The sequence below is a fragment of the Comamonas odontotermitis genome, from assembly GCF_014207855.1.
Lineage (GTDB): Bacteria > Pseudomonadota > Gammaproteobacteria > Burkholderiales > Burkholderiaceae_C > Comamonas > Comamonas odontotermitis_A.
This window is the reverse complement of sequence record NZ_JACHKZ010000005.1, coordinates 84,462-107,968: the sequence shown is the minus strand read 5'-3', so window position 1 is coordinate 107,968 and position 23,507 is coordinate 84,462. Positions and strand designations below refer to the sequence as shown.

Genomic DNA, 23,507 nt, shown 5'->3' with positions numbered 1-23,507 from the left:
ATTCCACTTCACAAGGAGTTTGCATGGCCGCCAAGTTTGAACTGAAGAAGTCCAAGAACAGAAAGTTCTTTTTCAACCTGCTCGCCACCAATGGGCAGATCATCCTGACAAGCGAAATGTACGAAGCCAAAGCCAGCGCGATCAATGGCATCGAGTCGGTGAAAAAGAATGCCCCTGACGATGGCCGCTATGAGCGCCTGGCGGGCAAGGACAACTCGCCTTACTTCACGCTCAAGGCGGGCAATGGGCAGGTCATCGGGCAAAGCCAGATGTACTCCAGCGAGAAGGCGCGTGATGGCGGTATCGACTCGGTCAAGGCCAATGGCCCGGTTGCCGTGGTTGATGACCAGGCGATCTGAAGGCAAAATGAGCTTTAGGCGTGCTTCCTGATTCAATCTGAACTTTGTTTTTGATAGCAATCAGGAGCTGCTTCAGGCCATGCCTGACAGGCTGCACCGCAGTGTTTTGACGAGCACTGCGGTTTTTTATTGCTTGCATCCGGGCGATCCGGCCGCATCTGCATGACACCAGACTGCGGTGGCCATTGCGCTGCCTCTAAAATCAATCCCATGAATGCACCTTTTGATCTTGCCATGGCCAAGCCGCTGACGGCTTCTACCGAACAACGTTTGGACATTGCGCGCAGCCTGCTGCTTGCGCCGTTTGGTCTGGACGACAGCCATCTGGCGCGTGCGCTGGCCGATATCCGTGCCCACAAGGTTGACGATGCGGACCTGTACTTTCAGTACACCCGTGCCGAAGGTTGGAGCCTGGAAGAGGGCATTGTCAAAACCGGATCGTTCGCCATCGACCAGGGAGTGGGCGTGCGTGCCGTGGCGGGCGAGAAAACCGCATTTGCCTATTCGGATGACATTTCGCTGGATTCACTGCTCGACGCGGCCCATACCGTGCGCGCAATCGGCGCCCACAACCAGTCCGGCCAAGTGCGAGTGCCTGCCAAGAAGATCGCGCCCAGCCGCTCGCTCTACCCCGATCTGGACCCAATCGCCACACTGGACAGCACCGCCAAGGTGAAACTGCTGGAAAAGGTGGAAGCCCTGGCCCGAGCGAAGGACCCGCGCGTCAAGCAGGTGATGGCCGGTCTGGCCGCCGAGCACGATGTGGTGCTGATTGCCCGTGCCGACGGCACACTGGCCGCCGATGTACGCCCGCTGGTGCGCCTGTCCGTCACGGTGATTGCCGAGAGCAAGAACCGCCGCGAAGTCGGGTCGGCCGGCGGCGGTGGCCGATTTGGTCTGGCCTATTTTGACGACACGCTCATTCAGCAATATGTGGATGAAGCAGTGAAGGCTGCGCTGGTCAACCTGGATTCGCGCCCCGCGCCAGCTGGCGAGATGACTGTGGTCTTGGGCCCAGGCTGGCCTGGCGTGCTGCTGCACGAGGCTGTGGGCCATGGCCTGGAAGGCGATTTCAACCGCAAGGGCTCCAGTGCATTCAGCGGCATGATTGGCCAGCGCGTAGCGGCCAAGGGCGTGACGGTGCTGGACGACGGCACCATTGCCGACCGCCGCGGTTCGCTGAATGTGGATGACGAAGGCCAGCCCACCCAGCGCAATGTGCTGATCGAGGATGGCATCCTCAAGGGCTACATCCAGGATGCGATGAATGCGCGCTTGATGAAAGTCAAGCCTACAGGCAATGGCCGCCGCGAAAGCTATGCGCACATCCCCATGCCGCGCATGACCAACACCTACATGCTCGGCGGCGACAAGGATCCGCAGGAAATCATCGCGTCGATCAAGAAGGGCTTGTATGCCACCAATTTCGGTGGTGGGCAGGTTGATATCACCAGCGGCAAGTTCGTCTTCTCAGCCAGTGAAGCCTACTGGGTGGAAAACGGCAAGATCCAGTACCCCGTGAAGGGCGCCACCATTGTGGGTAGCGGCCCGGAATGCCTCAAGCACGTCAGCATGATCGGCAATGACATGCGCCTGGACAGTGGCGTGGGCACCTGTGGCAAGGAAGGCCAGAGCGTGCCGGTGGGCGTGGGGCAACCCACCATGCGGATTGACGGCCTGACCGTTGGAGGCACGGCCTGATCCACCTCAAGCGAATCTAAAGAGGCAATTTCGCGCAACGCCCGCATGGCAGCCGTCATGCGGGCGTTTGTTTTTTGCAGCAAAAATGCGGCACTGCAGCATTTGAAATTGATGTTTTATTGTGTGATTCGATAAATTGAAGGTATAAAAATGCAAATTGCAGATAATTTATCGTGTTTATGCAATTTTTGTGCGTTTGCAACAATTCGCTTGCCCTGTGAGCAAGCGAATGTGGTACATTGAAAAACATGCAAGCACGTAGCGCTTTTTATTTTTACTTTTGGTTCTCGGTCCCAGGCGGACGAGAGGCATAAGCGCGCGAGCACCCAAACCTCCCAGACAACCGCCGAAGCTGCAAAGCCCGGCGGTTTTTTGTTGCATACACCCACCCACAACTTTAGGAACGTCAGATGACTCAGCAAGCCCACCCCGCAAGCGATGCTTGGTATCGCGGTGTCGAGAAAACCAGCCAAACCGACGACCAACGTATCAAGGACATCACCGTGCTGCCGCCTCCAGAGCATCTGATCCGCTTCTTCCCGATCCACGGAACGCCCGTGGAAGCATTGATCAACAATACCCGCCAGAACATCCACAACATCATGTCTGGCGACGATGACCGCCTGCTGGTCATCATCGGGCCTTGCTCCATTCATGATCCGCAGGCTGCGCTGGAATACGCCCGCCGCCTCAAAGCCGTGCGCAAGGAATACGAAGACACGCTGGAGATCGTGATGCGCGTCTACTTCGAAAAGCCGCGCACCACAGTAGGTTGGAAGGGCCTGATCAACGATCCCTACCTCGACGAAAGCTACCGTATTGACGAAGGCCTGCGCATCGCACGCCAGTTGCTCATTGAAATCAATCGCCAGGGGGTGCCTGCGGGCAGCGAGTTCCTCGACATGATCTCGCCCCAGTACATTGGCGACCTGATCAGCTGGGGTGCGATTGGCGCGCGCACCACTGAGAGCCAGGTGCACCGCGAGCTGGCTTCGGGCATCTCGGCGCCAGTAGGCTTCAAGAACGGCACCGACGGAAATATCCGCATTGCGACTGACGCCATCCAGTCGGCCAGCCGCCCGCACCATTTCCTGTCGGTGCACAAAAACGGCCAGGTGGCCATTGTGCACACCAAGGGCAATGCCAACTGCCACGTCATCCTGCGCGGTGGCAAGACGCCGAACTACGATGCAGCCCACGTTGCTGCAGCGTGTAAGGATCTGGAGGCCGCACACCTGCCCGCCACCTTGATGATTGACTGCAGCCATGCCAACAGCAGCAAGCAGCACGAAAAGCAAAAGGATGTGGCACACGATATTGCCCAGCAGATCGAAAGCGGCTCGCGCAGCGTGTTTGGCGTGATGATCGAGAGCCATCTGCAGGCTGGCGCGCAGAAGTTCACCCCCGGCAAGAACGATCCAGCCGCCCTGGAATACGGCAAGAGCATCACCGACGCCTGCCTGGGCTGGGAAGATTCGCTGGCCAGCCTGGCGGAACTGTCCAGTGCCGTCAAGGCGCGCCGCGTGCGCGCAAACACCGAGGAAACCAGCGCAGCAACCGTGTAAGCTGGCGGCTTCAGAACGTGTCTGCGATCTCCAGCGTGGCTGCGTAGATAGAGATCGCAAAACATGTTCTTAGGGCTGTGCTGCCGCAGGCGCGCAGCCTTCTCCAATCACCAAGCAGGGATTTTTCATGCGCAATGAAGTACGGGTGCTGCTGGATGGCGGCGCGGAGTTTTTGCACGATTTTGACAGTGCTGAAGCCATGTCCAACGAGGAGGGACGCCGCTGGCTGGATCAGGAGTTCATCCGCATGGATTGCGAGCCGCTGCGAGCCAGTGGCAAGGTGTTGATTGCGGACAAGATCGTTGTCGTAGCGCAAGCTGCCGGTGCTGCGCTGCTGGGCGATCCAGACTGGCTGGCCCAGTTTGCCAAGGCCAGTGTCGGTGCAGTTGGACGGCCCACCGTGTTGGTCAATACGAAAGCCATGACCGTGAGCTTTTGACCGGGCAAGCGGCCGCCCAAAAACAAAAGCGAGACTTCGGTCTCGCTTTTGTTTTTTCATGAAAACTGCCGATAGCGCCCAGCAGGAGGGCGCTAGTAACTATGCTTTTTGTAGTTCAGTGTGGCTGTGCCAAGGCCTTCAGCAGCTTGTCATGGATGCCGCCAAAGCCTCCATTGCTCATGCACACCACCACGTCACCAGAGCGCGCTGCACGCACCACCTGGGAGACAAGGTCTTCCACATTGCTGGCAGTTTGCGCGCGGGCGCCCATGGATGCCAGCGCCTGGGCGGCGTCCCAATCCAGGCCCGCGGTATGGCAGAACGCCAGATCGGCCGATTCCAGCGACCAGGGCAGTTGAGCCTTCATGGCCCCGAGCTTCATGGTGTTGCTGCGCGGCTCGAACACCGCCAGGATGCGTTTGCCAGCACCCACTTGCTTTCGCAAGCCATCGAGCGTAGTGCGAATGGCGGTAGGGTGGTGGGCAAAATCGTCGTAGACGGCGATATCCTGTACCGTGCCGCGCAGCTCCATGCGGCGCTTGACGTTCTGAAACCGGGACAGGGCCTGCCCAGCCACTGCTGGCACCACACCCACATGCTGGGCCGCAGCAATGGCGGCCAGCGCATTCATCTGGTTATGGATGCCTGACAATGCCCATTCCACGCGAGCCACGCGCTGATCTTTGCAGAGGACATCAAAAGCCGACGGATCACCTTCGGCGCGAAAGTCATCCACGGCAGCGCCAAAACGTACTACCTCGCTCCAGCATCCCTGGTGCAATACGCGGGACAGGCTCTCTTCAACACCATTGGCCACGATGCGGCCGGATGCCGGCACTGTGCGTACCAGGTGGTGAAACTGGCGCTCAATCGCCGCCAGGTCGTCAAAGATGTCGGCGTGGTCGAACTCCAGGTTGTTGAGCACGGCCGTGCGCGGGCGGTAGTGCACGAACTTGCTGCGCTTGTCGAAAAAAGCGGTGTCGTACTCATCGGCTTCGATGACGAACAGCGGGCGCTTGTCCCCTGTGCCGGGACGCTCTGCCGCGCCCAGACGGGCGGAAACGCCAAAATCCAGTGGCACGCCGCCCACCAGAAACCCGGGCTGCAGGCCGGCTGCCTCCAGAATCCAGGTGAGCATCGAGGTCGTGGTGGTTTTGCCATGCGTGCCCGCCACCGCCAGCACATGGCGGCCCTGCAATACGTTTTCGGCCAGCCACTGCGGGCCGCTGATGTAGGGCGCGCCTGCATCCAGAATCGCTTCCATCAGGGGATACTTGGGCGTGCCGTCAGGCAGGCGCACACGGCTGACCACATTGCCGATCACATACATGTCGGGCTTCAGCGCCATCTGGTCGGGGCTGTAGCCTTCGATCAGTTCAATGCCCAGGGCGCGTAGCTGATCGCTCATGGGCGGATACACGCCCGCGTCGCAACCCGTGACTTTGTGGCCCGCTTCACGCGCCAAAGCCGCCACACCACCCATGAAGGTGCCGCAAATACCCAAGATATGAATGTGCATGGAAACCGATTCTAAGGTTGTGCGGCTACCCAACGGGCTAATCCCCGCCCTGCAATTGCAAGCAAAACAAGCAAAAATCGCCCGTCGCGGCAAATCCGTCACAATGGGGCGCTATGAATAGTGAAGTGACCTGGGAAATCGCCAACACCGCCGCGCGCATGGTGGTGGAGGAGGGCCTGGAATGGGGCCCGGCCAAGAAGCGGGCCGTCAAGCAACTGGGCCTGCCTGCCCGCACCGCCTTGCCCGACAATGATGTGCTGGAAGCGGCGGTGCGTGAATACATCGCGCTTTTTTGTGCAGATACGCAGCCTGCCGAGCTGCGCGCGCTGCGCGAATGGGCGCTGCTGTGGATGGAGCGCATGGAGACATTTCGCCCCCATCTGACTGGCGCGGTCTGGAACGGCACCGCCACGCGCCTTTCAGACATTTATATACAACTGTTCTGCGACGACCCTAAATCAGCGGAGATTGCGTTGATTGATCGTGATGTGCGCTATGACGTCTCGTCGGTGAATGGTTTTCATGGCGAGCAGGTGGATGCGCTCTCCATCAACAGCCTGTGCAAGCCCCTGGGTGAATCCGTGGGCGTGCATTATCTGATTTACGATGCCGACGATCTGCGGGGTGCCTTGAAGCCCGATGCCAGTGGCCGCATACTTCGCGGCTCGGTGGACGCGGTGCGCCGCCTGCTGACCGAGCCTGTGCCCGCAAAAGACTGAAAGAGTGCCATGCGTACAGAGACAGATTCCCCTCCTTCGATTTCGCCATCCCTGGCGCGACGCCGCTGGCTGACAGGTGCGGTGGCAGTCGGTGCCGTGGCCGCTGGCGCAGGTTGGGCATGGTGGCGCCATCGCGTGGGCGATGCAGCCCCCGGGACGAACGAGGCCATCTGGACCCAGACTTTTCCTGGCATGCCAGGGCAGCCCGCCATCGAGATGGCGGCATTCAAGGGAAAACCGCTTCTGCTGAATTTTTGGGCGACTTGGTGTCCGCCCTGTGTGGAAGAGCTGCCCATGCTGAACCAGTTTTACCAGGCGCAGCGCGCCCAGGGCTGGACGGTGCTGGGCTTGGCAGTTGACAAGGAAGAGGCCGTTGCCCGTTTTCTGCAGCGTATGCCGCTTTCTTTCCCTATTGCCATTGCAGGGATGCAGGGTACCGCTCTCAGCCGTGATCTGGGCAATTCTGCAGGGGGGCTGCCGTTTTCAGTGATATATGACAAGCACGGTCGCGTTCAACATCGTAAAATGGGGCAACTTCTGGCATCTGACTTACAAAATTGGGTAAGTCTGTAAGTGATGCCTGCTGTGTGCCACAGTGCAATCACAGTTCGAAAATCAGAGATTTTGAAATGAATAGGGCGAATTTCGAGTAAATTTGCGCCCTGTTTGAATTTTTAGCCGTTGGAGCTCCCATGGATTTACGCAAACTGAAAACCCTGATCGATCTCGTGTCTGAGTCGAATGTGTCGGAGTTGGAAATCACCGAAGCAGAAGGCAAGGTCCGCATTGTGAAGGGTGGTGGTGCCGTGGTGCAGCAAGTGATGGCTGCCCCTGTGATGCCTGCTGTCGCTGCGCCAGCCGCTGCCGTGCCTGCAGCTCCCGCAGCTGAAGCGGCTGCGGCACCTGCCGTCGCACAGGGCCACACGGTCAAGTCACCGATGGTTGGCACGTTCTACCGCTCGTCTGCCCCTGGCGCCAAGGCGTTTGTTGAGATCGGCAGCCAGGTCAAGGAAGGCGATACGCTGTGCATCATCGAGGCCATGAAGATCCTCAATGAGATCGAGGCCGACAAGTCCGGCACGGTCACGCAGATTCTGGGTGAAAACGGCCAGGCCGTAGAGTTTGGTCAGCCCCTGTTCATTATTGGATAAGGCCCCGCATGTTTAAAAAGATCCTGGTTGCCAACCGCGGAGAGATTGCGTTGCGTGTGCAGCGTGCATGCCGCGAGCTGGGCATCAAGGCGGTGATGGTCTACTCCGAAGCGGACCGTGATGCCAAATACGTGAAGCTGGCTGATGAGGCTGTCTGTATCGGCCCTGCGCCGTCGCCTCAAAGCTATCTGAACATGCCCGCCATCATCTCTGCGGCGGAAGTGACGGATGCTGAAGCGATCCATCCCGGCTATGGCTTTCTTTCCGAGAATGCCGACTTTGCCGAGCGCGTGGAAAAAAGCGGCTTCCAGTTCATCGGCCCCACGCCTGAGTCGATCCGCATCATGGGCGACAAGGTGTCGGCCAAGCAAGCCATGATCAAGGCCGGTGTGCCTTGCGTGCCAGGATCGGACGGCGAGCTGCCGGATGACCCTGCGTTGATCCGCCGCATTGCCAAGGCGATTGGCTATCCAGTCATCATCAAGGCGGCAGGCGGCGGCGGTGGCCGTGGCATGCGTGTGGTTCACACGGAGGCAGCGCTGGTCAATGCCGTGCAGATGACCAAGGCCGAAGCCGGTGCAGCCTTTGGCAATCCTGCCGTGTACATGGAAAAGTACCTGCAGAACCCGCGCCACATCGAAATCCAGATCCTGGCTGACAAGTTCAAGAATGCCGTGTATCTGGGCGAGCGCGACTGCTCCATGCAGCGCCGCCACCAGAAGGTGATCGAAGAAGCGCCTGCGCCGGGTATTCCACGCCGCCTGATCGAGAAGATCGGCGAGCGCTGCGTTGCCGCTTGCAAAAAGATCGGCTACCGCGGTGCGGGTACCTTCGAGTTCCTGTACGAGAACGGCGAGTTCTACTTCATCGAGATGAACACCCGCGTACAGGTGGAACACCCGGTCACCGAGTGGATCACGGGCGTGGATATCGTGAAGACGCAGATCATGGTGGCGGCTGGCGAGAAGCTGCCATTCACGCAGCGCCAGATCAACAGCCAGCTGCGTGGTCATGCGATCGAATGCCGCATCAACGCGGAAGACCCCTACAAGTTCATCCCTTCGCCCGGCCGTGTCACCACCTGGCACATGCCCGGTGGCCCGGGTGTGCGCGTGGATTCGCATGTGTATGCCAACTACTTTGTTCCGCCAAATTACGACTCGATGATCGGCAAGCTGATCGTCTATGGCGATACCCGCGAACAAGCCATTGCCCGCATGCGCACCGCACTGCTGGAGACGGCGGTGGAGGGCATCTCCACCAATATTCCACTGCATTCGGAGCTGATGGTGGACGCCAAGTTCAACGCCGGTGGTACCAATATCCATTACCTGGAAGAGTGGCTTGCGGCGCGTAAGCGCTAAAAAGCGTAGCTGTTGGCGTGCACTCTTGAAGCACTGACAGTTGAAAACAACTTGAATGCTTGATAAGGTGTGCGCAAGCAGCTCTGAAATCGATAGTCATGCATGCTGGCATTTCCTAGGGAATGCCAGCTTTTTGCTTTAAGGAATCTTGCCATGTACGAACTGTGCCTGATGTGCCCGGAAGACCGGGTGGAGAGCGTGAGCGATGCGCTGGACGCGCTCGACGCACTCAGCGTATCGGTGGAAGATGCCGATGCGCAGACCGATGCCGAGCAGGCATTGTTTGGTGAGCCCGGTATGCCGCCGCCCAAAGAGGGCTGGCAGCGCAGCCGCATCGTGGCGCTGTTCCAGGAACGCGCGGCTGCAGACGAAGCGCAAAAGCTGCTGCAGCTGCAGGATTTCTTTGACGGTTGCTCTGTGCTGGGTATCCGCGAAGTCGCGCAGCAGGACTGGGTGCGGCTGACCCAGTCGCAATTTGCGCCGGTCGATATCACCCCCCAGTTCTGGATTGTGCCGACCTGGCATGAACTGCCCGCTGCGGCCACGCGCAGCATCCGCCTCGATCCGGGCCTGGCTTTTGGAACAGGCACCCACCCCACCACCCGCATGTGCCTGCGCTGGATTGCCAGCCGTGGCGATGCGGGCCACGATTTTGGCCGTGTGTTGGATTACGGTTGCGGCTCCGGCATCCTGGCCATTGGCGCTGCCAAGTTCGGGGCAACCGATATCGACGCTGTGGACATCGATACCGCCGCCGTGGAGTCGACCGAATACAACGCCCAGGCGAACAACGTCAAACTGCGTGCGGGCCTGCCCGATGCCGCGCAGGGAGAATACCGCACGGTGCTCGCCAACATCCTGGCCACACCCCTCAAGGTGCTGGCGCCATTGCTGTGTGGCCATGTGGCAGAAGGCGGTGATCTGGTGCTGGCTGGCATCCTGGAGCGCCAGACGGACGAATTGAAGGACGCCTACGCACCTTATCTGCAACTGGAGGTGGCAGACACTGAAGACGGATGGGTGCTGATGACAGCGCACCGCAAGGTGCCTCTGCATAGCGAACGTGCAACACCGGCGGCAAACGCCTGAGCTTCTGCTTCTACAATCGACAGCGATGAGCCAGATTACGCGTTGCCCCCAATGCCAGACACGATTCAAGGTCGTGGATGACCAATTGCGCATCTCTGACGGATGGGTGCGCTGTGGCAAATGCAAATCGGTGTTCGATGCGCTTACCCATCTGGTGCAGCGGCAGGGTGCGGCGACTGCCTCGCCTGCTGAGGCAACGGGTGCTTCGGGCGCTGTTGCACAGCCTGTGGCAGATGCGTTCAATTCCGATGCTCAGGCGCTATCTGCATCGGCTGTTTCACAAGCGCACTCACCTGTACCATCCCAGCCTGCGGATTCCATAGCTGCCCAGGATGCGGCCGTGCTGGTAACGGGCAACTCGATGGCGATCGATCCGCATGCCAACGCGCCTGAGCTTTCCGTATTGGTGTTTCCGCGCCGCGGTAATTTTGGCGAATCGGGTTATGTCGATTCCTCGTGGATGTCCGCATATGAAGACGGCGGTTCTGCGGAGGCTGCCAAAGCCATGGCCGCATCGTCTGCAGGTGCCGCCAAGGCGGCCGTGATTGCATCCTCCGTCGTTGAGCTCGCACCGGCGCTGGAGAGTGAGTGGAATCCTGCCGGTCACCGCCCCGATGCCCTGCGTCAAGGTGCTGTGGGCTTTTCTGCGCAGGACGACCTGGCCGAGCTGCAGGCGCGGGAAAGTCGGCTGATGGAGGCCATTGCCGAACAGAAGTCGCGGACCGAAACCAAGGTGCTCGCTTTGGAAGAAGCGGGCATCGACCCTGGCAAGGCCATCGCCCGCCCGGCCCCTGCGCCCAGGATGGACGTGCCAGCCCCAACAGCCCTATCGCAAGAGGGTTCGGCATCGCATATTGAAGATAAAGCGCCAACTGCTCCTGAAAGCAAAGCGAAGAGGCCCGATCTTCCGTCTGGTGTTGAGCGCGGTGGTGAAGCGCCGCCGCCCATGGCCCCAGAGGTGGCAGACCGCCCGGGAAAATCTGCGAAGGTGGAGTCTTCTTTGGCTGCGGCGCCCAATTTTGTGGCCGAAATTGATGCGTCTGCTGTACCAGCAGAACCTGGACTGGCTCCGCAGCAGGAGCCGGGCTTTGTCCGTGATGCCAAACGAAAAGCTTTCTGGAACCAACCCAAGGTGCTGGTCATATCTGGCTTGTGTGCCGCACTGCTTTTGGCGGCGCTGCTGATCCAGATCGCAGTAGTGCAGCGTGACCGATTGGCTGTGCTGCACCCGCAGTGGCGTCCTGCGCTGGAAAAAATCTGTCAGGTTGCGAGGTGCCAGATCGCATTGCCGCGCCAGTTGCAAAGCATCTCCATTGACAGCACCACTTTCAACCCTATGGGGCCTGGCCAGTTCAAGCTGACCGTGGTGCTGCGCAACGCCGCAGACTATGCCGTTGCCATGCCTGCGCTGGAGCTGAGCCTGAATGATGCTGCGGAAAAGTTGGTGCTGCGCCGCGTGCTTGGTGCGAGTGATCTGCAGGCTCCGGCACAGTTGCCTGCCCATGGGGAATGGACGGGGGTGATTGCACTTACGGTGGCAGACCGTGGCCAGGAAGTGGTGGGTTACCGCGTGCAGGCCTTCTATCCCTGAATACGCCGTAGGCACGTACTGCCCGCGCATCTATTTGTTTGATTGAAAAAGATTGGATTTCCATGGCTTCGCTGATTTGCGGTTCACTTGCGTTCGACAACATCATGACTTTCGATGGCCGCTTTGCCGACCAGATCATGCCCGAGCAGATCCATATCCTGAATGTGTCGTTCCTGGTGCCGACATTGCGGCGCGATTTTGGAGGCTGTGCTGGCAATATCGCCTACGCGCTGCAACTGTTGGGCGGAAAGCCCTTGCCCATGGCCATGCTGGGCGATGACGGTGACGGCTATCTGGCGCATATGCAGCACCTGGGTATCGATACCCGCTTTGTAAAGAAGCTGGACGACACCTATACGGCCCAATGCATGATCACCACTGATCTGGACAATAACCAGATCACCGCTTTTCATCCGGGCGCGATGATGCAGGCACATCAGAACCAGATTACCAAGGACTGCGGTGCTGCAATTGGCATCGTGGCACCTGATGGGCGCGATGCCATGCTGCAGCATGCTGAGCAATTGCATGCCGCAGGCATTCCTTTTGTATTCGATCCCGGCCAGGGCCTGCCCATGTTCAATGGCGAAGAGCTGCGCCATTTCATCAACCTGGCGACTTGGGTGACGGTGAATGATTACGAGGGCAAGATGCTGAGCGACCGGACGGGCTTGTCGTTTGAAGAAATCTCGAAACAGGTGAAGGGCCTCATGGTGACCTTGGCTGCCGAGGGTTGTGCGCTCTGGGAGAACGGCGTGCAGACCCATGTGCCTGGCGTCCAGGCCAAAGCGGTGGTCGATCCTACTGGATGTGGTGATGCCTGGCGAGGCGGCTTGCTGTGGGGTCTGGAAAACGGGCGCTCGCTGCAGGCTTGCGTTGCCCTCGGCAATCGGATGGGAGCGCTCAAGATTGCATCGCGCGGTCCGCAAAATTACACGTTGGATTTCAATCCGGCAGAGGTGTAATACATTCAGCGCGGATGTCCTTGGCCGAGCCTCCACAAACCCGTTGCCCCAAAGGGATGGAGTGAATCCATCCCGATTGAACTTCAAAACGGCTGCGTAGAGATCGTAAATACGTTCAAAAGAGGCTCATCCACATTGGGGGCGCTGTGTTGCAAAGCCCAGCGCCAGAAGTGCTTAGCCGGGGCGCAGGCCTTGTATTACTGAGGCAGCTTCACATTGCACCATGCTGATGGCGATGGCTGCAGGCAAGTGACTCTGGCACCCGGGTCGATACCTGAAAAAACAAAACCGGCTTGAAGCCGGTTTTGTTTTTGATAGGCCGCAGGCTCTTATTGAGGGCGGTTGCTGGTTGGGAAAGGCCAGGCTGCGTTGGTGCTCAGCACGGTCTTCACTGGCTCTGCGGATGCGGCGGCAGGCGCTGCAGCAGGGGCAGGTTTTGCAGCAGCCTTCTTGGCAGGAGCGGCCTTCTTGGCAGCAGCGGGCTTGGCTGGAGCTTTTGCGGCAGGCTTCGCGGCGACTGCTTTCTTGGCAGGAGCGGCCTTCTTTGCAGCAGGCTTCGCGGCGGGTTTTGCAGCTGCCTTGGCGGCAGGCTTTGGCGCAGCAGCCTTTTTGGCAGGGGCTGCCTTTACGGCGGCCTTTTTCGCCACAGCCTTGACGGCTGCCTTCTTGGCAGGAGCCTTGGCGGCAGCAGCCTTCTTGGCAGGAGCGGCCTTCTTCACTGCAGCTTTCGCGGCAGTCTTCTTGGCTGCTGGCTTGGCTGCGGCTTTCTTGGCTACTGGCGCGGCCTTCTTTGCAGGAGCCGCTGCCTTCTTGGCAGGAGCTGCAGCTTTCTTCGCTACGGCCTTGGTTGCTGTCTTCTTGGCTGCTGGCTTGGCAGCGGCCTTGGTTGCAGAAGCCTTCTTCGCAGGGGCTGCAGCCTTCTTGGCTACAGGCTTTGCGGCTGCCTTCTTGGCTGCTGGCTTGGCAGCAGCTTTTTTGGTGCTTGCTGCTTTGGCTGCAGGTTTGGCGGCTGCCTTGGTTGCAGTCTTTTTGGCCGCTGGCTTGGCAGCGGCGGCCTTGACGGCCTTGGGCTTAGCTGCAGCCTTGGGGGCAGCAGCCTTGGTGGTTGCAGCCTTCTTAGCAGTTGCCTTGGTGTCTGCAGACTTCTTGCTTGCTTTGGACGTTGCCATGCTCTTCTCCTTCGGTCAATTTAGAAAGCAGACTTCATGCCTGATTGAATTCGACACGAAGTTTTGATAGCAAACTGAATTGTGCATCAGCTGCTAGCAACTGTCATAGTGCAAACCTCAATAAAGACGCCAAATTTCACAGTTTTCTATCAGGAAAACCACATTTTTCTTGGGTTCGCACTTTCAACGCTCTTCAATCCCACGACAACGCACCACCAGACTGGTATTCGATGACGCGTGTTTCGAAGAAATTTCTTTCCTTTTTCAGATCGATCATCTCGCTCATCCATGGGAACGGATTCTCTTCGTTGGGGAACAATGCTTCCAGTCCGATCTGTGTGGCTCGGCGGTTGGCAATGTAGCGCAAGTAGCCTTTGAACATCGAGGCGTTCATGCCCAGCACGCCGCGCGGCATGGTGTCTTCAGCGTATGCATATTCAAGATCGACAGCCTTGAGAAACAGTGCTTTGATCTCGTCCTTGAATGCGGGCGTCCACAGGTGCGGGTTCTCGAGCTTGAGCTGGTTGATAAGGTCGATGCCGAAGTTGCAGTGCATCGATTCATCGCGCAGGATGTACTGGTATTGCTCGGCCGCGCCGGTCATCTTGTTTTGACGGCCCAGCGCCAGGATTTGCGTGAAGCCCACGTAGAAGAAGAGGCCCTCCATCAGGCAGGCGAAGACGATCAGGCTCTTGAGCAGGGTCTGGTCGGTCTCGGGCGTGCCGGTATGGAAGTCCGGGTCCATGATCGCTTCGATGAACGGGATCAGGAACTCGTCCTTGTCGCGGATTGATTTGACTTCGTTGTAGGCGTTGAAGATCTCGCCTTCATCCAGACCCAGGGATTCGACGATGTACTGGTAGGCGTGCGTGTGGATCGCTTCTTCGAAGGCCTGGCGCAGCAGGAACTGGCGGCATTCGGGAGCGGTGATGTGGCGGTAGGTGCCCAGCACGATGTTGTTGGCCGCCAGCGAGTCGGCGGTAACAAAGAAGCCGAGGTTGCGCTTGACGATGCGGCGCTCGTCTTCGGTCAGGCCGTCGGGTGACTTCCACAGCGCGATGTCGCGCGTCATGTTCACTTCCTGCGGCATCCAATGGTTGGCGCAGGTGGCCAGGTACTTTTCCCAAGCCCATTTGTATTTGAACGGAACGAGCTGGTTCACGTCCGTCTTGGCGTTGATGATGCGCTTGTCGGCGGCATTGACACGCTTGTGGGTACTGGCAGTACCGTTGCCTGCCTGGGGCATGGCTGCGGTGGCTTGTGATTCTTCTTCAAAACTCAGCATTTTGTTCTCTCCATCTGCATTGCTGGCTGACGCACGGGCCGCGGACTGTTGGGGGGCGGCGCGTGCGTGGATGGCTAAAGGGTTTACTGGCAGGCTTCGCAGCCGGGGTCGTCAATCGCGCAGAACTTGACGTCAGTGGCCGGGGCCTGCGAACGGGCCGCTGCGGCGGCGGCATCCAGTGCGCTCACCGTGGCAGCAGGTGCGGCACCGGCGCTAGGCACTGCATTGAGTACGCGGCTTTGCACGGTGGACTTCTCGACATGCGTGGCGCTGGTGGTGCGCAGGTAGTAGGTGGTCTTGAGGCCCCGTACCCAGGCAAGCTTGTAGGTGTCGTCCAGTTTCTTGCCGGAGGCGCCTGCAATATAGATATTGAGGCTTTGGGCCTGGTCGATCCATTTCTGGCGGCGCGATGCGGCTTCCACCAGCCAGACAGGCTCGACTTCGAAAGCCGTGGCGTACAAGGCCTTGAGCTCGTGCGGAACGCGGTCGATTGGGCGCAGTGATCCGTCGAAGTGTTTCAGATCCATCACCATCACCTCATCCCAGAGGCCCAGGCGCTTCAAGTCGCGGACGAGGTACTGGTTGATGACGGTGAATTCGCCCGACAGGTTGGACTTGACGGACAGGTTGCCGAAGGATGGTTCGATCGACGCGTCGACACCAACGATGTTGGAGATGGTGGCGGTGGGGGCGATGGCAACGCAGTTGGAGTTGCGCATGCCGTCCTTGGCAATCTTTTTACGCAGAGCTTCCCAGTCCAGGCGCGCGCTGCGATCCACCTGTACATAGTCTGCATTGCCACGGGTCTGGGCCAGCATGTCCAGCGTATCGGGCGGCAGAATGCCCTGGCTCCAGAGCGAGCCCTGGTAGCTGGAATACACGCCGCGTTCCTTGGCCAGCTCGGTCGATGCCCAGTAGGCGTAGTAGCAAACGGCTTCCATCGATTCGTCGGCAAATTGCACGGCGGCGTCACTGGCATAGGGAATGTGCAGTTGGTACAGGCTGTCCTGAAAAGCCATGATGCCAAGGCCAACCGGACGGTGGCGCATGTTCGAGTCACGCGCCTTGTCCACGGCGTAGTAGTTGATGTCGATGACGTTGTCGAGCATGCGCATGGCGGTATTGACCGTCTTTTTCAGCTTGTCCTGGTCCAGCTGCTTGCCTCCGTTGCCATCATCCTTGATATGGCGGGCCAGGTTGACCGAGCCCAGGTTGCAGACCGCGGTTTCGGTGTCGCTGGTGTTGAGCGTGATCTCGGTGCACAGGTTGGAGGAATGCACCACGCCGGCGTGCTGCTGGGGAGAGCGCACGTTGCAGGCGTCCTTGAAGGTGATCCAGGGGTGGCCGGTTTCGAACAGCATCGACAGCATCTTGCGCCACAGATCGACAGCAGGCAGTGTCTTGGAAAGGGCAATTTCGCCCGTCGCAGCCTTGGCTTCGTAGGCGGTGTAGGCCTTTTCGAATGCTGCGCCGAACAGGTCATGCAGATCTGGCACATCAGAGGGCGAGAACAGGGTCCAGTTGCCCTTTTCCATCACGCGCTTCATGAACAGGTCGGGAATCCAGTTGGCCGTGTTCATGTCATGGGTGCGGCGGCGGTCGTCTCCGGTGTTCTTGCGCAGCTCCAGGAATTCTTCGATGTCCAGGTGCCAGGTTTCCAGGTAGGTGCAGACCGCACCCTTGCGCTTGCCGCCCTGGTTCACGGCCACAGCCGTGTCATTGACCACCTTGAGGAAAGGCACCACGCCCTGCGATTCACCATTGGTGCCCTTGATGCGAGCGCCCAAGGCGCGCACGCGCGTCCAGTCGTTGCCCAGGCCGCCGGCAAACTTGGACAGCAGTGCGTTCTCGCGGATGGCGTCATAGATGCCGCCCAGGTCATCAGGTACCGTGGTCAGGTAGCAGGAAGACAGCTGCGAGCGTTGCGTGCCGCTGTTGAACAGGGTTGGCGTGGACGACATGAAGTCGAACGACGACAGCAGTTCATAGAACTCGATGGCGCGCGCATTGCGGTCTTTTTCGTTCAGCGCCAAGCCCATGGCCACGCGCATGAAGAAGGCCTGGGGCAATTCGATGCGCTGCTTTTTGACGTGCAGGAAATAACGGTCATACAACGTCTGCAGGCCCAGGTAGTCGAACTGCTGGTCGCGCTCGGCGTTCAGGGCCGAGGCGAGGCGAGGCAGGTCGAAATTCAGCATGTCGGGGTTAAGCAGGTCATGCTCCACGCCCTTGGCGATGTAGCCGGGGAAGTAGCTGGCATAGGCTGCACCCATGTCGGCCGCGGCCACGTCCTGGCCGAGGATTTCGCGCGTGATGGTATGCAGCAACAACCGGGCGGTCACAAAGGTGTAGTCCGGCTCTTTCTCGATCAGCGTGCGGGCTGCCAGGATTGAGGCCTTGAAAACCTCATCCATATTCATGCCGTCGTACAGATTGCGCAGGGTTTCGCTCAGTACCGGTGCAGGGTCCACATCCTGGCCCAGGCCATGGCAGGCGGCGGTGATGCGGTCATGCAGCTTTTTCACATCCAGCACTACGCGCTGGCCATTGTCCATTACATGCAGCTCGGGCTGTGCAGGCGCATGCTCGGCGTGCAGCTGCGCGCGCTCCTGGTTACGGCGTTCACGGTACAGCACATAGGCGCGTGCCACTTCATGGTTGCCACTGCGCATCAAGCCCAGTTCTACCTGGTCTTGCACGTCTTCAATGTGGAATGTGCCGCCGCCCGGGCGCGAGCGCATCAGGGCGCGAACTACGGTGTGGGTCAGGCTCTCTACCACTTCGCGCACGCTGGCAGATGCGGAGCCTTGGGTGCCATGCACCGCCAAAAAGGCTTTCATCATGGCGGTGGTGATCTTGGGCGGCTCGAATGGAACGACTGCGCCGTTACGGCGAATGATCTGGTAGTCGGGAAGAACGGTGAAACCGTCAATCGTGCGCTTGCTGGAGCCCTGTTGTGTCAGTTCGGCGGAAAGCGAGTCGGCGTTCATGTTGTCCTCTCTGAGATTCTTGAAAAACTGGAAAGAAATCGGAAAAAGAGACGCCAGCAGAGAGCTCGCAGAGGTACGAGCAGGAAATACGAAAAACACTACATATAGTGTCTGGGATGCTGCTGGACACTACCTATAGTGTACTTCGCAATAGGTGGAAAATGGATGTTACTAATTGTGAGTGGATTGCTTGCGCTGCATTGCATCACTCGCGATAGCGCACGCTGTTGCATGTTTTGCACGAAAAAAGGCAATGCTGGCGCGCGCTTGCAAGGGAAAATGGGCGCCAGCGTAAGTCCCGCATGGCTTGCATGCAATTGAAAAAAATGTTGTGAGATCGAGGATTGACATCCTCATCAGGCAGGCTGTTTTGTCATGCTTGTTGGGATGGGTACGGCGCGTGGGCGCGCGCGAGCGCCAGGGGGCGAACCAAGAGGCGCTTCCATGGTGCGGCAATGCGTAGATTGCGATGGGCGTGAGGTGCCGAGCCGTAGCAAGGGGGCCGCACGCAGCACGAACATGCGGTAAGAAGGGGCGCTTCTGCTTCTCTCAACAGTGCATTGGTCTTTTTAAGATCTGCTCAAAGAGAGGTATCAGGGCGTCTGAATCGTGCTGGGAGGGAACATGGCAGGGGGCCAATTCAGCATCTGCTGCAGTTGGTGCCAAACAAAGCCACTGCCTGGATCCTGCTTGCGCCCGGGAGCAATGTGCTCATGTCCCGCCATCTGGCGGATCGGGTAATGGTTTCGGATGCACTGACAGACCTGGGCGAGCGAGGTGTATTGCGCGGCCTCGAAAGGCAGGCCTTCCAGGCCTTCTAGTTCGATTCCGATAGAGTAGTCGTTGCAGCGTTCGCGCCCCTGCCAGCTGGAAGCACCCGCATGCCACGCACGATCATCGCAGCTGACGAACTGCCAGATGGCACCGGAGCGGGTGATAAAGAAGTGCGACGACACTTTCAATCCGCGAATGCCTTGAAAGTAGGGATGAGCGTCCCAGTCCAACTGATTGACGAACAGGCGTTGTACGTCTCCGGTACCGTAGATCCCTGGCGGCAGGCTGATCGAATGCAGCACTAACAGATCGATTTCTGTATTGTCGGGCCGCGGCCCATAGTTGGGCGACGGGCAATGGGTGGCTATTTGCAGCCAGCCTGCGTCCCAGGTGGTCGCCTGCGATGGGTAGCCGTGCTGCTTGGCGGTCACTGAAGGGTCGCTCCATCATGTGTATCGGCAATATGCAACCGCTCCATCCGATAGCGGATTTGCCGCAGGCTGATGCCCAGGCGCGCTGCCGCAGCCGTGCGGTTGAAGCCAAATTCGCGAAGCGCCCGGATAAGAATGTCTCTCTCCAGCTCGTCCATCCAGGCCTGCAGATCGTGCGGCAACTCCTGATCACAAGGGTAGATGTTCCCTTGGATAGGAGTTGATACGGTAGAACCACCGGCTACCGGCAAGGGCATTGGGTGCGAGCGGGTCGTGCTAGAGGGGGGAGGTGCAAGGGCGGCAGCCTGCACAGGCGGCGTTGGGGTTGCGTTGGCTGCTTCTGACTGCGATGTCTTTGCTGGGCTTTCAATTTTCAGCAGCGTCCCATCGCTCAAGGCGACCGATCGCAGCAGCAGGTTTTCCAGCTCCCGCACATTGCCTGCGAGGGGGTAGGAGGCAATGGTGTCCAGGGCTTCTGCTGTCAGCTGGTATGCGGGCTGGCCATGGTCTTGCGCAATGCGTTGCAGCAATACGGCGCACAGCTGCGGCAGATCCTCGCGCCGCTCGCGCAAAGGCGGTATGACGATTTCAATGACATTGAGCCGGTAATACAAGTCCTGGCGAAAGCGGCCCTGGGCCACGTCCGCAGCCAGATCGCGGTGTGTTGCACTGACGATGCGGACATCGACGGCTTCTTCCTGCTGGCTGCCCAGGGGGCGGATTTTTCGCTCCTGAATCGCACGCAGCAGCTTGGCCTGCATGGCCAGGGGCAACTCACCGATTTCGTCCAGGAAGAGGGTGCCGCCATGCGCGGCCTGAAAAAAGCCTTCACGGTCCTGGGCGGCCCCGGTATAGGATCCCTTTCTGGCGCCAAAAAACTCAGCTTCCAAAAGGGCCTCGGGGATTGCGCCGCAGTTGACTGCAATCATTGGCCCCCCAGAACGCTGGCTGTGGGAATGCAGGGCTTGGGCAACCAGCTCCTTGCCGGTGCCGGATTCGCCGCGTACCAGAATGGGTGCCATGCTGCTGGCCACTTTGGCAATGCGCTCTCTGACCTGCTGCATGGCGCGTGATTGGCCGACCAGCTCTTTTGTAGGTGAATGCGTGGTGGCTGCCGGTGGGGCACTGGGGCTGTCGTTGGCCGTTGTTGCCTGCTGCAAGGGCGAGGGGCTGGCCAGGCCTTGGCGTGCGGATGCGACGACCTGGCGAAATTGCTTGAGATCGACCGGTTTGGTCAGGTAGTCAAAGGCTCCTTCGCGCAGAGCGGCAATGGCGTTTTCAGCCGAGCCATAAGCAGTCATGACAATGGCGCGCTCGCTGCGGCCTTGGCTGCGCAGAGTCTGCAGCAACTCCATGCCCATGCCGTCGGGCAGGCGCATGTCGGTGATCAGGATATCGAACTGCTGTTGTTGCAGCTGGGCCTGCGCATCCTGCACCGAGCCTGCCGTATGCACGCGATAACCCTCTCGCAGCAGCGTCAGCTCATACAGGGTGCGCAGGTCAGGTTCGTCATCCACAACCAGAACGGAGGTATTTTCGATACTCATATCAGCAGCAGGCGCTCAAGAGATGGTTATGCGACAGGGTGGGCCGCTCTGCGGAACTGCACGATGAAAGCATTTCCATCGCGTGTATCCGACTGGCGAGCGCTTTGTCTTTCATAGCGGATCATAGCGCCGTGGCGAGTGCACAGCTCCCGGCAGATGTACAGGCCAAGCCCGCTTGAGCGGCTCTCCGAAGAGAAGAAGGGCTCGAACAGGTGTTTCTCGATGGTGGGCTCGATGGGCTGTCCATCGCTCCAGACCGTCATGGTGGCTGTGCCGGCCAGATTGCTGGATGTCATCACCCGCAACGCGTCGGCATGGTCGCTGCGATAGCGCTGCGCGTTGTTGAGCAGGTTATACAGAAGCTGGCGCAGATGGCCTGTGTCAAACGCAATCAGGCTGCCTTCAGCGCTCAGGGTCAGCGCCACCTGGTGCGCAGCTGGCGCAAGCGCTATCCAGTCATTGCAGATTTCACGAACGGTGTCGTCCAGCAACACGGCTTCGCCTTCGCCCGGCTGTATCTGGTTATGGACGCGTGCGATATCCAGAATATCTTCCGCGATTCTGCCAAGGCGCTGGGCGTTCTGCTCGACCATGTAGGTCAGGCGCTTGAGGCCAGGGTCGCTGAGATCCTCGTCCAGCAACGCATTGGCCTGCGTGATGGCAGCGAGCGGATTGCGGATTTCGTGTGCTACGGCGGCGGACATGCGCCCCATGGCGGCGAGCTTTTCAGTGCGCAGGCGCGCTTCCATTTCGCGCAAGTCATGCAGAAACACCACGCAGAGCGGATCATTGTCCGCGCTGCCAATGGGCCCCATCCCCGGCAGCGGATGCGTCAGCCAGGTACGAACATGCAGGCCCACAGGAGCGGCACCGGGGGCGATCAAAGCCTGATCGCTGGAGACAGCTTCTCCGCTGCGGAAGGTGCCGTTGATCTGCTGCACTACGCCTTGCCAAGCGGGCAGTTGTCCCAGCTGCTGCAATTGCACAGGGGCGATGATTTGCTGCAACAGGGCCATGGCCGCCGGATTGGCACTGTGGACCCGCAGTTGTTGGTCGACCACCAGAACGCCGTCTGGCAGGTTCTGCAGGATCAGCGCATTGACCTGTTCCTGCTGGTTCGCTGCAGCGGCCGCACGCAGGCCTTTGAGTGTTTCGCGCTCTACCCGTGCTGCCAGCAGACGCACCAAGATGCCCACCAGGAAATAGGCAGCACCTGCCAGGCCTGCCTGCACGGTGTTTTGCGTGACATCGAGATCCATCACCGATGCTGTTGTAGAGATGGTCTCCATCAGAAGAAAAATCGTGATGTAGGCGCAGGTGCCAAGCACTACCAGCCAGCCGCCCAATGTGCCGGCAAACAACACGGTCAGCCCGAATAGCGGCGTGAGCGTGTAGCTGCCGGTTTTTGTCACCTCCAGCAGTGATATCAGGAGCAGGTCCAGCCCGATGGTGGGCAGCCATGCATACACCTTGCGTTGCGCGGGAGGGTGCTGGCTGATGACGGCGTACAAGACAGCAAGCGCCCCATAAACGGCCAATATGGCCAATTGGGGGAGCAATCTCTGCGTATGGACGGGGGCCAGCAGAACAGCGCCGGCAGCCAGCAGCAGGGCTACCACCGCACGGGCAGCCAGATACACCCGCCATAGGCGCCGGAATGGCGTGTCCAGCGGCGCGGCAGCGTTGATCATGGCGAGGGCGTGGTAGTGCTGGCTGCTGCCAGATGCGCTTGCGAGCAGTAGTGCTTGCCGCGGTGGCTGATGGCGTCCGATTGTGGGAAATGCACGCCGCAGTGGGCGCAATGCACCATGGGTTCGGGCTGCGCCAATGTCTTTTTAGCCGAAGGCCGCGCGTTTTCCACGCGCTTGCCGCGCCAGATGTGCCAGGCGATCACCACCAGCAGAAGAACCAGCAAATACTTCATGGTCACTCAGCGTCCCAAAATCACTTCCAGTACAAAGCGCGAGCCCACATAGGCCAGCAGCAGCAGCAGGGCGCCCGCGTAGAGAATATTCACCGCCTGCTTGCCTCGCCAGCCAAAGCGCCTGCGGCCAAAGAGCAATATGGCAAATGTCAGCCACGAAAGCACACTGAAGACCGACTTGTGGTTCCATATCCAGGCTTTGCCGTACAGCGCTTCGCCAAAAAACCAGCCCGCTGCCAAGGTGGCGGTCAACAGGGCGAACCCTGCGCCAACAAAGCGGAATGTCAGCCGCTCGAGTGTCAGCAATGGCAGGCCACCATCATGATCGCCGCGCTGGCGCATCTGGCGCTCGGCGCGCGTCATCAACGCCGCATGCACCACTGCGGCGGCGAACAATCCGTAGGAGGCAATGCCGAGTGCCAGGTGCAAGGGCAACCAGGGGGATGCATCGACATGCAATGGCGTGCCGGGGAAAATCACGGCCAGCAGTACCGCCAGGCTGCCCAGTGCTGCCAGAGGCCAGCGCGAACGCAACTGCGGGTACAACTGCTGCTCGACCACATATACGGTCAATACCAGCCAAGCGGTGACGGACAGCGCAGGTGCGAATCCGAATTGAGGCGTATGCCCTGCCAGGCCCCAGACCAGGCTGGCGGCATGCAAAGCCCAGGCGACGAGGAGCGAGCGCTTGGCACCGCGCTCTTGCAGGCGTTGGGTGGCGAGCGCGGGCAGGGCATAGGCAAGCGCTGCGGCCAGGGCCAGTATCCAGCTGACAAGACCGGAACTGACCGCTGAGGAAGAAGAAAAGGGCATGTGCCTATGATAGCTGCCGCCAGCCTGGTGCTGCTTTACTTTGGGGCGCTGCCCGCACGGCCACGCGAGGAAGGCTCGGCCGCCTGCCAGATAACGCACGGCAGGCACAGAG

Annotated in this window: 22 protein-coding genes; 12 read left to right on the top strand and 10 right to left on the bottom strand. The window is 59.6% G+C overall.

Translation table 11 applies throughout. The features are described from left to right. Positions 1–23: 23 nt before the first annotated feature. Complete coding sequence (locus HNP33_RS05915; protein ID WP_184706285.1) at positions 24–359, top strand: YegP family protein; 336 nt, start codon at positions 24–26, stop codon at positions 357–359. A gap of 32 nt (positions 360–391) precedes the next feature. On the opposite strand, the gene HNP33_RS05910 is transcribed toward HNP33_RS05915, so the two are convergent. Continuing rightward, a complete protein-coding gene (locus HNP33_RS05910; RefSeq protein WP_184706283.1) occupies positions 392–571 on the bottom strand; it encodes a hypothetical protein in 180 nt (59 codons plus the stop codon). A gap of 22 nt (positions 572–593) precedes the next feature. On the opposite strand from HNP33_RS05910, the gene tldD reads away from it, so the two are divergent. The 3 genes from tldD (at position 594) to HNP33_RS05895 (ending at position 4,064) form a co-directional block, all read left to right on the top strand. Next, positions 594–2,060 carry a metalloprotease TldD gene (gene tldD / locus HNP33_RS05905; RefSeq protein ID WP_184706472.1) on the top strand — a complete coding sequence of 489 codons (1,467 nt, stop codon included), beginning with the start codon at positions 594–596 and terminating at the stop codon, positions 2,058–2,060. Positions 2,061–2,470: 410 nt separating this feature from the next. Further along, entirely contained in the window at positions 2,471–3,625 is a 1,155-nt protein-coding gene (locus HNP33_RS05900; RefSeq protein ID WP_184706281.1) for a 3-deoxy-7-phosphoheptulonate synthase, read from the top strand. Positions 3,626–3,752: 127 nt separating this feature from the next. Further along, positions 3,753–4,064, top strand: a complete 312-nt coding sequence (locus tag HNP33_RS05895) for a hypothetical protein (RefSeq protein ID WP_184706279.1) — start codon at positions 3,753–3,755, stop codon at positions 4,062–4,064. A gap of 115 nt (positions 4,065–4,179) precedes the next feature. Here the strand turns inward: HNP33_RS05895 and mpl are convergent, their stop codons facing one another. After that, complete coding sequence (mpl, locus tag HNP33_RS05890; protein ID WP_184706277.1) at positions 4,180–5,583, bottom strand: UDP-N-acetylmuramate:L-alanyl-gamma-D-glutamyl-meso-diaminopimelate ligase; 1,404 nt, start codon at positions 5,581–5,583, stop codon at positions 4,180–4,182. Here mpl and HNP33_RS21170 point away from each other — a divergent pair. The 8 genes from HNP33_RS21170 to HNP33_RS05855 all read left to right on the top strand — a co-directional run bounded on the left by HNP33_RS21170 (position 5,582) and on the right by HNP33_RS05855 (position 12,462). Beyond that, positions 5,582–5,704, top strand: coding sequence for a hypothetical protein (locus tag HNP33_RS21170; RefSeq protein WP_267906707.1), 123 nt, complete (start codon positions 5,582–5,584; stop codon positions 5,702–5,704). The genes mpl and HNP33_RS21170 overlap by 2 nt on opposite strands. Beyond that, a complete protein-coding gene (locus HNP33_RS05885) occupies positions 5,697–6,302 on the top strand; it encodes a hypothetical protein (RefSeq protein WP_184706275.1) in 606 nt (201 codons plus the stop codon). The genes HNP33_RS21170 and HNP33_RS05885 overlap by 8 nt, the downstream gene beginning before the upstream one ends. Before the next feature lie 9 nt (positions 6,303–6,311). Continuing rightward, entirely contained in the window at positions 6,312–6,875 is a 564-nt protein-coding gene (locus HNP33_RS05880) for a TlpA disulfide reductase family protein (RefSeq protein WP_184706272.1), read from the top strand. 119 nt (positions 6,876–6,994) lie between these two features. After that, the gene (gene accB / locus HNP33_RS05875) at positions 6,995–7,453 is read left to right on the top strand and encodes an acetyl-CoA carboxylase biotin carboxyl carrier protein (protein WP_184706270.1); all 459 of its coding nucleotides are present in this window, start codon (positions 6,995–6,997) and stop codon (positions 7,451–7,453) included. Positions 7,454–7,461: 8 nt separating this feature from the next. Then, positions 7,462–8,817, top strand: a complete 1,356-nt coding sequence (accC, locus tag HNP33_RS05870; RefSeq protein WP_184706268.1) for an acetyl-CoA carboxylase biotin carboxylase subunit — start codon at positions 7,462–7,464, stop codon at positions 8,815–8,817. Between the two features lie 153 nt (positions 8,818–8,970). Next, the gene (gene prmA, locus HNP33_RS05865) at positions 8,971–9,906 is read left to right on the top strand and encodes a 50S ribosomal protein L11 methyltransferase (RefSeq protein ID WP_184706266.1); all 936 of its coding nucleotides are present in this window, start codon (positions 8,971–8,973) and stop codon (positions 9,904–9,906) included. 25 nt (positions 9,907–9,931) lie between these two features. Continuing rightward, a complete protein-coding gene (locus tag HNP33_RS05860; protein WP_184706264.1) occupies positions 9,932–11,497 on the top strand; it encodes a DUF3426 domain-containing protein in 1,566 nt (521 codons plus the stop codon). Positions 11,498–11,559: 62 nt separating this feature from the next. Beyond that, positions 11,560–12,462: a carbohydrate kinase family protein gene (locus tag HNP33_RS05855; RefSeq protein ID WP_184706262.1), complete on the top strand. Its 903-nt coding sequence runs from the start codon at positions 11,560–11,562 to the stop codon at positions 12,460–12,462. A 329-nt stretch (positions 12,463–12,791) separates the two neighbouring features. Here HNP33_RS05855 and HNP33_RS05850 read toward each other — a convergent pair whose 3' ends face one another. The 8 genes from HNP33_RS05850 to HNP33_RS05815 all read right to left on the bottom strand — a co-directional run bounded on the left by HNP33_RS05850 (position 12,792) and on the right by HNP33_RS05815 (position 23,395). Further along, positions 12,792–13,631 (bottom strand): hypothetical protein, encoded by an 840-nt coding sequence (locus HNP33_RS05850; protein ID WP_184706261.1) that lies wholly within the window; start codon positions 13,629–13,631, stop codon positions 12,792–12,794. 193 nt (positions 13,632–13,824) lie between these two features. After that, positions 13,825–15,009, bottom strand: coding sequence for a ribonucleotide-diphosphate reductase subunit beta (locus HNP33_RS05845; RefSeq protein ID WP_418903821.1), 1,185 nt, complete (start codon positions 15,007–15,009; stop codon positions 13,825–13,827). Next, complete coding sequence (locus HNP33_RS05840; protein ID WP_184706257.1) at positions 15,000–17,906, bottom strand: ribonucleoside-diphosphate reductase subunit alpha; 2,907 nt, start codon at positions 17,904–17,906, stop codon at positions 15,000–15,002. Before HNP33_RS05840 ends, HNP33_RS05845 begins: the two co-directional genes overlap by 10 nt. A 593-nt stretch (positions 17,907–18,499) precedes the next feature. Continuing rightward, complete coding sequence (ampD, locus tag HNP33_RS05835) at positions 18,500–19,111, bottom strand: 1,6-anhydro-N-acetylmuramyl-L-alanine amidase AmpD (protein ID WP_184706255.1); 612 nt, start codon at positions 19,109–19,111, stop codon at positions 18,500–18,502. Continuing rightward, a complete protein-coding gene (locus HNP33_RS05830; RefSeq protein ID WP_184706253.1) occupies positions 19,108–20,658 on the bottom strand; it encodes a sigma-54-dependent transcriptional regulator in 1,551 nt (516 codons plus the stop codon). Before HNP33_RS05830 ends, ampD begins: the two co-directional genes overlap by 4 nt. Positions 20,659–20,684: 26 nt before the next feature. Continuing rightward, positions 20,685–22,349 (bottom strand): ATP-binding protein, encoded by a 1,665-nt coding sequence (locus HNP33_RS05825; RefSeq protein WP_184706251.1) that lies wholly within the window; start codon positions 22,347–22,349, stop codon positions 20,685–20,687. Continuing rightward, positions 22,346–22,582, bottom strand: a complete 237-nt coding sequence (locus tag HNP33_RS05820) for a PP0621 family protein (protein WP_184706249.1) — start codon at positions 22,580–22,582, stop codon at positions 22,346–22,348. Before HNP33_RS05820 ends, HNP33_RS05825 begins: the two co-directional genes overlap by 4 nt. Before the next feature lie 6 nt (positions 22,583–22,588). Beyond that, the gene (locus HNP33_RS05815) at positions 22,589–23,395 is read right to left on the bottom strand and encodes a cytochrome C assembly family protein (protein WP_184706247.1); all 807 of its coding nucleotides are present in this window, start codon (positions 23,393–23,395) and stop codon (positions 22,589–22,591) included. Between the last annotated feature and the right edge of the window lie 112 nt (positions 23,396–23,507).